This window comes from Cupriavidus consociatus, from assembly GCF_017814975.1.
In the GTDB taxonomy this organism is placed as follows: domain Bacteria; phylum Pseudomonadota; class Gammaproteobacteria; order Burkholderiales; family Burkholderiaceae; genus Cupriavidus; species Cupriavidus consociatus.
Window position 1 is genome coordinate 138,649 of record NZ_JAGIQA010000014.1, and the last position, 12,465, is coordinate 151,113.

Here is a 12,465-nt window from a genome sequence, read left to right on the forward strand (position 1 = left end):
GCCCGTTTTTCATGCCCGCAGGGCAGCCTATCAGAGGTGCTGGTCTCGGTACTGGCGCCGCATCTGCCGAAATCTTCCCAACGCATTCGGAAATTTCCGCCCATCGGCGCAAAGCGATACGACTACAGTTGGCTCGTCCCTTAACGGGCAGGCGGCGCCAATTCCAGCGAACGCAATCTGGGGTCTCACGGCCACCGCCAGCCTCCGCAACCGCTGAACCCAATGCACAACGCTCTACCCATCGGTATCCGCCTGCTCGGTGCGCTCAAACGCTGGCTGCTTGTGCTCGCGTGCCTGAGCGCCCCGCACCTCGCCCATGCCGGCTGTACCAGCACGCCCGCCATGCCCTACCTGCAGACCATGAACAATATGGCGGTGGCCGTCAACCTGCCGGTCGGCAGCACGATTCCCGGCACCGTCCGCTATTACACCTTCACCGGCACATGCACGGAGACGCAGCCATACGTGGTGGCCGGCGCGCCGATCATTTCCTGCTACTACGGCTCGGGCAACGAAGTCATGCCGGGTGTCTATTCCACCGGCGTCGCCGGCATCGGCATCCGGCTGCGCAACGCGGCGGGACAACCAATGACCAATGCCTGGGGGGTCAACTGCGATACACGCGCCGCCAACCTCGGCACGGTCAACGCTGACATGACCTATTCCGTATCGGTTTCGGTGGAATTCGTGAAGACTGGCGTGATTTCCACCGGCGATCTCGATCCAACGCAGACCCGCTTCGGCTTTGGCGTCTACAAGGGCTCGACGGCAGGTGCGCTCGGCGGCGGCTATGTCAACTACATCGGCTTCTCGGGCAGTGCCTCGCCGCGCGAGATTGCCTGCAATGTCAACTACCCCGCCGTGGTGACATTGCCCAATGTCAGTGCCAGTACGCTGGCGACCCAAGGGGCCGCCGGCAATACGCCCTTCTCGATCCAGCTGACCTGCAGCGGGGCTGCCATCGTCGGCCTGACACTGGACGGAGCGGGTGGAACCCCGGTGCAATCAGCGCCCAACGGCATACTCGGAATCGCCAATGCAGGGACAGGCGGCAGAGCCAGCGGCGCGGGCGTGCAGATCGTCAATGACACCGGCAGCACGCCAGTGCCGCTGCAAGTACGCAATGCCATGGGCAACATTGCCGCCAACGTGCCTTCCACCTACCGCTTCGGTGCACGCTATGTCGCGCTGGGCGGCACGCCATCGCCTGGGGCGGTGTCGAGCGCCATGATATTTACGCTGGACTACCAGTAATAAACGAAACACGGCGCCGCCAGGCGCCGTTTTGGCTTGCGCCAGGCCACCTGCCAGCCGTCAGAGGAACCGGTCCAGCAGCTTGCGGCTGTGCTTGTCGAGCGCCATCAGATCCCGGATGAGGTAGTGGATCCCATGGCTGTCCGACACCATCAGAGTGTTGCCGGACAGCCGCCGGATCGCTTCTTCGCCGCGCAGCACGAGCGAGGTCCGTCCCCGATCGGTCTGCACGGTCCACACGCTTGGCGTGGCGAATGTCGAGACCTCGACGATGCGCTCGATCTCCGGCATGAACTCGCGCGATGCGAGTTCCTCTTCGATCATCCTGCGCTCGTTGGCAGGAAGGGCCTCAAGCCGCGGAATCCACACCACCTCATGCCCGTCGGCGCTCATCATGCCGATGCCACCTTGCGGCGCGGAGATCGGGAAGGCGCGCACCGGCACCACCCCTTCATAGATTGTGCCGTCGTCATGGATCAGCGTCAGACGGCCAAACGGATTGCGCGACAGCTTGAAGTTCGCGCTGGCTGCGGCATTGGTGTCAGCCAAGGTCATCTCAGTGGGCATTGGCCACCTCCGGCAGTGCGGTCACGGCTTCGCGCTCGTCGTCGTCCTCGGTATCAACGTTGCGCGCCTGCGCCTGATACAGCTTGAAATAAGCGCCCTCTCGCAACAGCAGTTCGTCGTGGCTGCCGACTTCGACGATCTTGCCGCGGTCCATCACCACCAGGCGGTCGGCCTTGCGCAGCGTTGACAGTCGGTGCGCGATGGCGATCGTGGTGCGACCTTGCACCAGGTTGTCGAGCGCCTTCTGGATTTCCTTCTCGGTCTGCGTGTCCACCGACGACGTCGCCTCGTCCATGATCAGGATGCGCGGGTTGATCAGCAGCGCGCGCGCGATCGAGATGCGCTGGCGCTCGCCGCCCGACAGCGCCTGGCCGCGCTCCCCGACCAGCGAGTCGTAGCCGTGCGGCAGGCGCAGGATGAACTCGTGCGCATGCGCGGCGCGCGCGGCGGCGATGATCTCCTCGCGCGTGGCATCCGGCTTGCCGTAGGCGATGTTGTCGGCGATGGTGCCGAAGAACAGGAACGGCTCCTGCAGCACCAGGCCGATATGGCGGCGGTACTCGGAGACCGGCAGCGAGCGAATGTCAACGCCGTCGACACGAATCGCCCCTTCGGAAACATCGTAGAAGCGGCAGATCAGGTTGACCAGGGTGCTCTTGCCCGAGCCGCTGTGCCCGACCAGCCCGATCATCTCGCCCGGCGCGATCGACAGGTCGAGTCCGCGGATCACCGCCCGGTTGCCGTAGCGGAAGCCCAGGTCGCGCATGTCGATGGCACCTTCGACCTTGTCGAGCTTGGTCGGACGCACGGGCTCCGGCACGCTCGAGACATGGTCAAGGATGTCGAAGATCCGCTTGGCACCCGCCGCGGCCTTCTGCGTCACCGAAACGATACGGCTCATCGAATCGAGGCGCGTATAGAAACGGCTGATATAGGTCAGGAAGGCAACCAGCACGCCCACCGTGATGGCGCTGTGCGACACCTGCCAGATGCCGAACATCCATACGATCAGCAGCCCGATCTCGGTCAGCAGCGTCACAGTCGGCGTAAACAGCGACCATACCGCGTTGACGCGATCGTTGATGGCCAGGTTGTGCTTGTTTGCCTCGCGGAAGCGCGTCACTTCGCGCTTTTCCTGCGCGAACGCCTTGACCACGCGGATGCCGGGGATGGTGTCGGCCAGTACGTTGGTGATTTCCGACCAGATGCGGTCGATCTTTTCGAAACCATGCCGGAGGCGATCGCGCACCAGGTGGATCATCCAGGCGATGAACGGCAGTGGCACCAGCGTCACCAGCGCCAGCCATGGATTGATCGAGACCAGGATCACCGCCGTCATGACGATCATCAGCACATCAGTCGCAAAGTCCAGCAAGTGCAGGGACAGGAACACGCAGATTCGGTCGCTTTCCGAGCCGATGCGCGCCATCAGGTCACCGGTACGCTTGCCGCCGAAATATTCCAGCGACAGCTTAAGCAGATGTTCGTAGGTCGTTGTGCGCAGATCCGCACCGATGCGCTCTGATACACGCGCCAGGAGGTAGGTGCGCGCCCAACCCAGGCTCCATGCCACCAACGCTGCGCCAAGCAGGCCACTCAGGTACATGCGCACGCGGCCGTAATCGATCGGTACCCCGTTCTGGTACGGAATCAGCACCTTGTCCATCAGCGGCATGGTCAGGTATGGAGGCACCAGCGTGGCGCCGGTTGACAGCACCGTCAGCAGGAAACCGGCCAACAGCTGCCAGCGGTAAGGCCGGGCAAAGCGCCACAGGCGCAGCAATGCCCAGGTCGACGGCGGCGTTTCCAACTCGCGGTTGCACTGGGGACACTCCTCCTCTTCCGGCGGCAGCGGCGCCTTGCAGGTCGGGCACGCCACTTCGCCTGACTTGCCCGTTTCGGCAGCCGACGTGGCATCGCGGCGCATTTCGAACTGGTCGGCGAGCCGCAGCGCAGCTGGATTGTAACCAAGCGTATATCGCCAGCTGGCCAGCCGACCCGTTCGACCAGCCAGTTCAAGGGTGCCGACCCCCGCATGATCGGTATGGGAAAGGCGCAGTTCGGGCGAGATGTTCCATTCCCGCACATTTTTTTCGCCTGGCGGCCGGGCGACGATGCGCTGATCGGTCACAACCAGCCACCCTTGGGTAAAATGCAGCCTCGCGTCGAGGTCCAGCACCAGTCCGGCCAGGACGTTCTCGCCGGGACGGAGCCACGTTCCGGATTCGGCACGCCACGGCTCGTCGGAGGCGGGGATGTTAAGGGCAGGCAGGGAGGACTGGGTCATGGATGGCGCGGCGTGCAGCGTCCAGGGGAAAGGACATAACTTGAAACAAATTTAGGCCGGGCGCGCACTGGCTGCCCGTGAATTCGCCCGCAGTATACATAACGACGTAAATAACAGCGAACCCGCGGGTTGCCCTGATGCACTGCACAAACACTTTTAATCGAAGAAAGTCAACCTGTACTAAGCTGTAACGTTATTGAAAGGTTAGGCTTCCATTTCTCGGGCGTTCCGCCCACTGCCTCAAGCAAATTCAATGAAAAAGAAGGACATTGAGATTTTCGATGTCATGTCGCTGCGCGGCCCGAATATGTGGACATATCGGCCCGTCCTGGAGGCATGGGTCGATATCGGGGAACTGGAGGACTTTCCCTCCAACACGATTCCGGGATTCTACGAGCGCCTGTCGGCATGGCTGCCCTCGCTGATCGAGCATCGCTGCAGCATCGGCGAGCGCGGCGGCTTCCTGCAGCGCTTGAAGGAAGGCACCTGGCCTGGCCATATCCTGGAACACGTGACGCTTGAGCTGCAGAACCTGGCGGGGATGCCCGGCGGCTTCGGCAAGGCGCGCGAGACCCCGGTGCGCGGCGTCTACAAGGTGATCGTCCGTGCCTGGCACGAGGAAGTCACCCGCGCCGCCCTGTTCAGCGCGCGCGATCTGGTCATGGCCGCGATCGAGGACCGTCCTTTCGACGTCACCGCCGCCGTGGACCACCTGCGCCGCCTGGTGGACGAGCACTGCCTCGGCCCCAGCACCGCGTGCATCGTCGATGCCGCCGATGATCGGGACATCCCTGCTATCCGCCTGTCGGACGGCAACCTGGTCCAGCTTGGCTACGGCGCGCGCCAGCGCCGCATCTGGACGGCCGAGACCGACCGGACCAGCGCCATCGGCGAAAGCATCTCGCGCGACAAGGACCTGACCAAGAGCCTGCTCGAGTCGTGCGGCGTGCCGGTGCCGGAAGGCCGCATGGTCGACTCGCCGCAAGACGCCTGGGACGCCGCCGAAGACATCGGCGTGCCGGTGGTGGTGAAGCCCTATGACGGCAACCACGGCCGTGGCGTCTTTACCAACCTGGTCACCCGCGAGGAGGTCGAGACCGCCTACGCCGTGGCATTGGACGAAGGCAGCGGCGTCATCGTCGAGCGCTTCATCCCCGGTAACGAACACCGCCTGCTGGTGGTGGGCGGCCGCGTGGTTGCCGCGGCGATGGGCGAGACTGCCTGCGTGGTCGGCGACGGCAAGTCCACCATCGACGAGCTGATCGAACTGCAGATCAATTCCGATCCGCGGCGGGGCAGCACCGAAGACCATCCGCTGAACCGCGTGCGCCTGGATTCCGCCGCGCGCCTGGAGCTGAAGCGCCAGGGCATGGACGGCAGCTCGGTGCCGGCTGAGGGCCGCACCGTGCTGATCCAGCGCAACGGCAACGTCGCGTTCGACGTGACCGACCGCGTCCACCCGAGCGTGGCCGCACATGCGTCGCTGGCCGCGCGCGTGGTTGGGCTGGACATCGCCGGCGTGGATCTCGTGGCTGAGGACATCTCGCGCCCGCTGGCTGAACAGCGCGGCGCCATCGTCGAGGTCAACGCCGGTCCGGGCCTGCTGATGCACATCAAGCCGGCCGAAGGCACGCCGCGTCCGGTGGGCCGCGCCATCGTCAACCACCTGTTCCCCGAGGCCGAGCAGGACGACTGCGGCCGCATCCCGGTGGTCGGCGTGACCGGCACCAACGGCAAGACCGTGGTGGCGCGCCTGGTCGCGCGCCTGCTGCAGCTGTCTGGCAAGCATACTGGCCTGGCCTGCAGCGACGGGCTGTTCCTGGACCGACGCCTGGTGCAGAGCGGCGACCGCGCCAACTGGGACGCCGGCCACCGCATCCTGATGAACCGCGCGGTCGAGGCCGCCGTGTTCGAGAACGACAGCGGCAGCATCCTGTCCGAAGGCCTGGTCTATGACCGCTGCCAGGTCGGCGTGGTCACCAACTTCGACCAGCCCGACCACCTCGGCGACTACTACGTCGAGGACGAGGACCGCATGTACAACGTGCTGCGCACGCAGGTCGACGTGGTGCTCAAGGACGGCGCCGCCGTGCTTAACGCGCGCGACGAGCGCCTGGTCGAGATGGCCGAGCTGTGCGACGGCGACGTGATCTTCTTCGGCCTGACGCCGGAGCTGCCCGCGATCATGTCGCATCGCGCCGCAGGCAAGCGCGCGGTGTATGTGCGCGAAGGCAAGATCGTGCTGGCCGTCGGCAGCAAGGAAACGCCGCTGGTCGACGTGGCCGCGGTGCCGCTGACCTACGCCGGCCGCGTGGCGTTCCAGGTCGAGAACGTGCTGGCGGCCGTGGCCGCGGGCTGGGCGCTGGGCATCTCCAACGACCTGATCCGCGCCGGCGTGGTGACATTCGACGTCGGCCAGGTCGACGTGCCGGGCCGCTTCACGCTGTTCGAGCGCAATGGCGCCACCGTGGTCGTCGACGACGCTCACAACGCGCCCGCGCTGGAAGCGCTTGCGGCCGCGCTGGACCGCTTCCCGTCCGAACGCCGCATGGTGGTCTACGGCGCCGGCGTGCAGCGCCGCGATGAAGACCTGGTGCGCCAGGGCAAGGTGCTGGGCCAGCATTTCGACCGCGTCTTCCTGTGCGAAGACCGCAGCGTCAAGCGCGACCTGCCCGACGCCGAGGCGCGCGCGCTGCTCAAGCAAGGGCTGTATGAAGGCCGCCGCGTGACCAAGATCATCGACGAAGGCGCACGTGCCAATGCCATCGAGACCGCGCTCGGCCAGCTGGTGCCGGGCGACCTGCTGGTGCTGCAGTGCGACGAGGCCGCCACCGCGGCCACTGTCGACCTGGTACACCACTGGATGGGCCAGCCTGCGCGCCGCGCCTGACGCGGCGCCTGAACACAGCGCATAGAAGACACGGAACCGTTCCATGGAAGTCTCCCGTATCCGGGCCCTGCGGGGTCCGAACCTGTGGTGCCGCCACACCGCTATTGAAGCCATCGTCGTCTGCAAGGACACCACCGGCATGCTGTCGGACCTGCCCGGCTTTGAAGACCGGCTGCGCGCGCGCTTTCCCGAAATCGGGCCGCTGCGCCCGGACGAGGAATCGGGCGAACTCTCGCTCGCGCACGTGCTGGAAGTCGCCGCACTGCGCCTGCAGGCGGCCGCCGGCTGCCCGGTCACGTTCAGCCGCACCGCGCAGACGGTGGAGCCCGGCACCTACCAGGTGATCGTGCAGTACAGCGAGGAAGAAGTCGGCAGGCTCGCGTTCGAGCTGGCCGAGGCACTGTGCCTGGCCGCGCGCAACGATACCGCCTTCGACCTGGCCGACGCGTTGCATCGCCTGCGCGACCTGGATGAAGACGTGCGCCTGGGGCCCAGCACCGGCTCGATCGTCTATGCCGGCGTGGCGCGCGGCATCCCCTACCGGCGCCTGACGCAGGGTTCGATGGTGCAGTTCGGCTGGGGCAGCAAGCAGCGCCGCATCCAGGCCGCCGAGACCGACCGCACCAGCGCCGTGGCCGAATCGATCGCGCAGGACAAGGAACTGACCAAGAGCCTGCTGCACGCCGCCGGCGTGCCGGTGCCGCTGGGCCGCTCGGTACGCAGCGCCGAGCAAGCCTGGGCCGCCGCGCAGGAAATCGACGCGCCGGTGGTGGTCAAGCCGCGCGACGGCAACCAGGGCAAGGGCGTGGCGGTGCGCATCCGCACCCGCGAGGAAGTGATGACGGCCTACGAGGTCGCCTCGGACATCAGCTCCGACGTGATCGTCGAGCGCTACATCCCCGGCCACGACTTCCGCCTGCTGGTAGTCGGCAAGCAGCTGGTGGCGGCCGCGCGCCGCGACCCGCCGCAGGTGACCGGCGACGGCGTGCACACCGTGCGCGCGCTGGTCGAGGAAGTCAACCGCGATCCGCGCCGCGGCGAAGGCCATGCCACCTCGCTGACCAAGATCCGCTTCGACGATATCGCGCTGGCGGTGCTGGCCAAGCAGAACCTGACCGCCGATTCCGTGCCGGCCAAGGGCACGCGCGTGGTGCTGCGCAACAACGCCAATCTGTCCACCGGCGGCAGCGCCACCGACGTGACCGACGACGTCCACCCGGACATCGCGGCGCGCGCCGTGGCCGCGGCGCAGATGGTGGGCCTGGATATTGCCGGCGTCGACGCGGTGTGCGAGACCATGCTCAAGCCGTTCGAGGAACAGGCCGGCGGCATCGTCGAGGTCAACGCCGCGCCGGGCCTGCGCATGCACCTGCAGCCATCGTACGGCAAGGGCCGCGCGGTGGGCGAGGCGATCATCTCGACCATGTTCTCCGATGGCGACGATGGCCGCATCCCAGTGGTGGCCGTCTCCGGCACCAACGGCAAGACCACGACTGTGCGCCTGATCACCCATATCATGGCCACCAGCGGCCTGCGCATGGGCATGACCGGCACTGACGGCGTCTATATCCAGGGCGAGCGCATCGATACCGGCGACTGCAGCGGCCCGCGCAGCGCGCGCAACGTGCTGCTGCATCCCGATGTGGACGCGGCCGTTTTTGAAACCGCGCGTGGCGGCCTGCTGCGCGAAGGGCTGGCCTTCGACCGTTGCGACGTGGCCGTGGTGACCAACGTCGGCGAAGGCGACCACCTGGGCCTGTCGTACATCAATTCGGTGGAAGACCTGGCGGTGCTCAAGAGCGTGATCGTGCAGAACGTCGCGCCGCACGGCATGGCCGTGCTCAATGCAGCCGACCCGATGGTGGTGTCCATGGCCGACGCCTGCCCCGGCAGCGTGACCTTCTTCGCGCACGATCCGAACCAGCCTGCAATGGCCACGCATCGTGCGCAAGGCAAGCGCGTGGTCTTTGTCGACGGCGCCGAGATCGTGGCGTCGGAGGGCGACACCCAGGTGCGCATCGCGCTGGCGGAGATTCCGCTGACGCGCAACGGCACCATCGGCTTCCAGGTCGAGAACGCGATGTCATCGATCGCCGCCGCGTGGGCGCTGGGCATCGACTGGGCCATCATCCGCCGCGGCCTGGCTACCTTCGTCAATGACGCCGCGACGGCTCCCGGCCGCTTCAACGTGTTCGACTACAAGGGCGCCATGCTGATCGCCGATTACGGCCACAACCCGGACGCGATCCAGGCATTGTGCAACGCGGTCGAGACCATGCCGGCCGGCCGCCGGGTGGTCGTGATCAGCGGCGCCGGCGACCGCCGCGATGAGGACATCCGTCGCCAGACGCAGATCCTGGGCGGCGTATTCGACGAAGTGGTGCTGTACCAGGACCAGTGCCAGCGCGGGCGTGCCGACGGCGAGGTGCTGGCGCTGCTGCGCGAAGGCCTGCAAGGCGCGCAGCGCACCAGCCAGGTCGAGGAAATCCGTGGCGAATTCCTGGCCATCGACACCGCGTTGTCGCACCTGAAGCCGGGCGACCTGTGCCTGATCCTGGTGGACCAGGTGGAAGAGGCGCTGGGGCATATCGCGGGGCGGATCGCGCAGGGGTAACCCTCTCGCCATGCCCAGGGCTTGCTCCCTCTCCCCATGAGGGGAGAGGGAGAACACCTTGCTTGGGCTAGCTCGGGCGGCTTCGGAGCACTCAAAACCGCCCTCCTCTTCCTTACCCATGGGAGTCAATGCCTCCCCGGCAACGACAGCTTCCGCTCCAGCATATGCTGCAGCCCTGACAACCCCGTGCTCAACACCCAGTAGATCGCCGCCACCGCCAGGTACAGCGGCAACGGCTGGTACGTCGCCGCGATGACCTCCTGCGCTGTGCGCAGCAGTTCCGTCACCGTGATCACCGACACCAGCGACGTATCCTTGATCAGGCTGATCAGGCTGTTCGACAAGCTCGGCACCGCCAGCCGCAGCGCCTGCGGGCCCACCACGTAGCGCAGCGCCTGCGCCGGCGTCAGCCCCAGGCTGTATGCGGCCAGCCATTGGCCGCGCGCCACGCCCAGGATGGCGCCGCGCATGCTTTCCGACAGGTACGCCCCTACATTCAAGCTCAGCGTCAGCACGCCGGCCGGTGTGGGCTCCAGCGCGATGCCGACACCCGGGAGTCCGTAGTACACGACAAAGATCTGCACCAGCAGCGGCGTGCCGCGCATGATGCTGACATAGGTGCGCGCCACCGCCTTGAGCGGGCGGCTGTGGCTGATGCCCATCAGCGCCACCACGGTACCGATCACCAGCCCGAACAGCATCGACCACAATGCGAACTTGATGGTCAGCAGCGTGCCCTGCAGCAGCACGGGCAGGGAATCGATGACGAGCTGGAGAGCGGACATGGGCGTGGCGGCGGACTAGAGGTAAGAAAACAAAGCGGCGCGGCAGCCATGCTGGCCGCCGCGCCGCGACATGATACCGCCCGGCTCGCTGGCCGGCTTACTTGATCCGGCTTACTTGACCGGCTTGCCGGCGGGCTTGGTCACGTCGGTGCCGAACCACTTCACCGAGAGCTTGCCCAGCGTGCCGTCCTTGCTCAGGTCTTCCAGCGCATGGTTGATGGCCTGCGCGAACTTGGGGTTGTCCTTGCGGAACGGGATGGCCACCTGCGTAGTGGCGCCCGCCACGATCGCGCCCGGGCGCAGTGGCAGGTTGGCGGTCTTGACCAGGTAGGCCACCATCAGCCGGTCATTGAGCGCGGCGTCAACGCGCTGTGCCGCCAGGTCGCGCAGGTACTCGGGCGCGCCGGGATAGGTCTTGACGTCGATGCCGGCCACTGACTTGGCCAGCTCGTTGTAATTGCTGCCCAGGCTGACGCCGAGCTTGTGGCCCTTCAGGTCTTCCAGCGACTTGAACTGGCGCTTGTCGTCCTTGCGCTGGATCAGCTGCGCATCCGAGTAGACGTAGGGCGTGGAAAAGTCCAGCACCTGCTGGCGCTGCGGCGTGACATTGACCTGGTTGACGATCACGTCGAACTTGCCCGCCTGCAGGCCGGCGATGATGCCGCTCCACTCGGTGGTGACGAACTCGGGCTTGACCCCGAGCTTGCCCGCCACCGCGCGCGCGACGTCGACGTCAAACCCTTCCAGTTCATTCTTGGCGCCGCGGAAGCCGAACGGCGGGTACGTGCCCTCCAGCCCGATCTTGAGCACGCCGGCTTGCTTGACGGTATCGAGCAGGTCGGCGGCATGGGCCGCGGTGGCCGCAAGGCCGGCCCCCGCCATCAGCGAGGCCGCCAGCAGCGACTTGAACCAGCCAGTACGAATCGATCGCATATGTTCTCCAGTAGATGCGGATAAGCAGTAGGTGGGCAGGCAACGCCGGCCAGCCTCTCGTGGAGGGCTGCCGGCCGGTTGTGCTGCTATGAGCCTATATCGGGCGCTACACTACCGCAAACGCTATCGATGGCGAAATAACGATTCATCATGGCTATATAACCGCCGGGCGAAGCAGACGCCGCGGCGGCACCTCCCTGCCTGTTTACTGGTAGGCCTTGTCGTTGGGCGCCGCGAACAGTGCCTTCATGTCGGTCGACAGCGGGTAGTTCATGTTGATGTTGCGCGGCGGGATCGGCGACATGAACCACTTGTTGTAGAGCTTCTCCGCGCGGCCGCTGGTCTGCAGGTCGGCGATCACGCCGTCGGCCAGCTTCTTGAACGAAGGATCGTCCTTGCGGAACATGCAGGCATAGTTCTCGGTCTGCAGCGGCGCGCCGACCACCACCCAGTCGCCCGCGCTCTTGGCCTTGGTGCGCTCGCCGTACAGCAGCGGCTCGTCCATGACGAAGGCAGCGGCGCGCCCGCTTTCCAGGATCAGGAAGGACTGGCCATGGTCCTTGGTGCTGATCAGATTCATGTTCATCGCCTTCTCGCCGTTCATCTTGACCAGCAGGCGCTCGCCGGTGGTGCCGGCAGTGGTGACAACGTTGCGGTCCTTCAGGTCGGTGAACTCCTTCACGCCCGAGTCCTTCTTCGTCAGCATCTTGATGCCATAGACGAACAGGCTGTTGGAGAACGCCACCTGTTTCTGGCGCTCCAGGTTATTGGTGGTGCTGCCGCACTCGATGTCGATGGTGCCGTTCTGCACCAGCGGGATGCGGTTCTGCGAAGTGATCGGCGTCAGCCGCACCTGCAGGTTCGGCATCTTCAGCTCGCTCTTCACCTTGTCGACGATCTGCAGCAGGATCTCGTGCGAGTACCCCATCACCTCCTTGCCGTCGGTGTACGAGAACGGGATCGACGATTCGCGGTAGCCCAGCGAGATCACGCCGCTGTCCTTGATCTTCTTCAGCGTGTCGCCGTCGGCAGCCTGGGCCGCGCCGGCGGCCAGCAGCAACGCGGCGGCGGCAAGCATGCAGGGGGTGGCAAAGCGGGTGTGCAGTGGTTTCATGTCGCGCTCCTTGTAATGGGG

Annotated in this window: 8 protein-coding genes; 3 read left to right on the top strand and 5 right to left on the bottom strand. The window is 65.9% G+C overall.

Annotation, left to right across the window (positions count from 1 at the left end; translation table 11 throughout):
• Positions 1 to 222 precede the first annotated feature (222 nt).
• Positions 223 to 1,254 carry a fimbrial protein gene (locus J8I82_RS20110; RefSeq protein WP_209760519.1) on the top strand — a complete coding sequence of 344 codons (1,032 nt, stop codon included), beginning with the start codon at positions 223 to 225 and terminating at the stop codon, positions 1,252 to 1,254.
• A 60-nt stretch (positions 1,255 to 1,314) separates the two neighbouring features.
• Here J8I82_RS20110 and J8I82_RS20115 read toward each other — a convergent pair whose 3' ends face one another.
• Positions 1,315 to 1,821 carry a cyanophycin metabolism-associated DUF1854 family protein gene (locus J8I82_RS20115; protein ID WP_431831560.1) on the bottom strand — a complete coding sequence of 169 codons (507 nt, stop codon included), beginning with the start codon at positions 1,819 to 1,821 and terminating at the stop codon, positions 1,315 to 1,317.
• Entirely contained in the window at positions 1,811 to 4,108 is a 2,298-nt protein-coding gene (locus tag J8I82_RS20120; RefSeq protein WP_209760520.1) for a cyanophycin metabolism-associated ABC transporter, read from the bottom strand. Before J8I82_RS20120 ends, J8I82_RS20115 begins: the two co-directional genes overlap by 11 nt.
• A 253-nt stretch (positions 4,109 to 4,361) precedes the next feature.
• Here J8I82_RS20120 and cphA (J8I82_RS20125) point away from each other — a divergent pair, with 253 nt between their 5' ends.
• Both cphA (J8I82_RS20125) and cphA (J8I82_RS20130) read left to right on the top strand, forming a co-directional pair.
• Positions 4,362 to 6,998, top strand: a complete 2,637-nt coding sequence (gene cphA / locus J8I82_RS20125; protein ID WP_209760521.1) for a cyanophycin synthetase — start codon at positions 4,362 to 4,364, stop codon at positions 6,996 to 6,998.
• A gap of 43 nt (positions 6,999 to 7,041) precedes the next feature.
• Positions 7,042 to 9,612 carry a cyanophycin synthetase gene (cphA, locus tag J8I82_RS20130; protein WP_209760522.1) on the top strand — a complete coding sequence of 857 codons (2,571 nt, stop codon included), beginning with the start codon at positions 7,042 to 7,044 and terminating at the stop codon, positions 9,610 to 9,612.
• A 125-nt stretch (positions 9,613 to 9,737) separates the two neighbouring features.
• On the opposite strand, the gene J8I82_RS20135 is transcribed toward cphA (J8I82_RS20130), so the two are convergent.
• The 3 genes from J8I82_RS20135 to J8I82_RS20145 form a co-directional block, all read right to left on the bottom strand.
• Positions 9,738 to 10,397: an amino acid ABC transporter permease gene (locus tag J8I82_RS20135; protein WP_209760523.1), complete on the bottom strand. Its 660-nt coding sequence runs from the start codon at positions 10,395 to 10,397 to the stop codon at positions 9,738 to 9,740.
• A 111-nt stretch (positions 10,398 to 10,508) separates the two neighbouring features.
• On the bottom strand, positions 10,509 to 11,330 hold the full coding sequence (locus tag J8I82_RS20140; protein WP_209760524.1) for a transporter substrate-binding domain-containing protein: 822 nt from the start codon (positions 11,328 to 11,330) through the stop codon (positions 10,509 to 10,511).
• A 205-nt stretch (positions 11,331 to 11,535) separates the two neighbouring features.
• A complete protein-coding gene (locus J8I82_RS20145) occupies positions 11,536 to 12,444 on the bottom strand; it encodes a glutamate/aspartate ABC transporter substrate-binding protein (RefSeq protein WP_209760525.1) in 909 nt (302 codons plus the stop codon).
• Positions 12,445 to 12,465: the final 21 nt, after the last annotated feature.

Excerpts from the sequence above, each read along its gene's own strand:
- J8I82_RS20110 (WP_209760519.1), top strand. The coding sequence starts at position 223 with ATGCACAACGCTCTACCCATCGGTATCCGCCTGCTCGGTGCGCTCAAA.
- J8I82_RS20115 (WP_431831560.1), bottom strand. The coding sequence starts at position 1,821 with ATGCCCACTGAGATGACCTTGGCTGACACCAATGCCGCAGCCAGCGCG.
- J8I82_RS20120 (WP_209760520.1), bottom strand. The coding sequence starts at position 4,108 with ATGACCCAGTCCTCCCTGCCTGCCCTTAACATCCCCGCCTCCGACGAG.
- cphA (WP_209760521.1), top strand. The coding sequence starts at position 4,362 with ATGAAAAAGAAGGACATTGAGATTTTCGATGTCATGTCGCTGCGCGGC.
- cphA (WP_209760522.1), top strand. The coding sequence starts at position 7,042 with ATGGAAGTCTCCCGTATCCGGGCCCTGCGGGGTCCGAACCTGTGGTGC.
- J8I82_RS20135 (WP_209760523.1), bottom strand. The coding sequence starts at position 10,397 with ATGTCCGCTCTCCAGCTCGTCATCGATTCCCTGCCCGTGCTGCTGCAG.
- J8I82_RS20140 (WP_209760524.1), bottom strand. The coding sequence starts at position 11,330 with ATGCGATCGATTCGTACTGGCTGGTTCAAGTCGCTGCTGGCGGCCTCG.
- J8I82_RS20145 (WP_209760525.1), bottom strand. The coding sequence starts at position 12,444 with ATGAAACCACTGCACACCCGCTTTGCCACCCCCTGCATGCTTGCCGCC.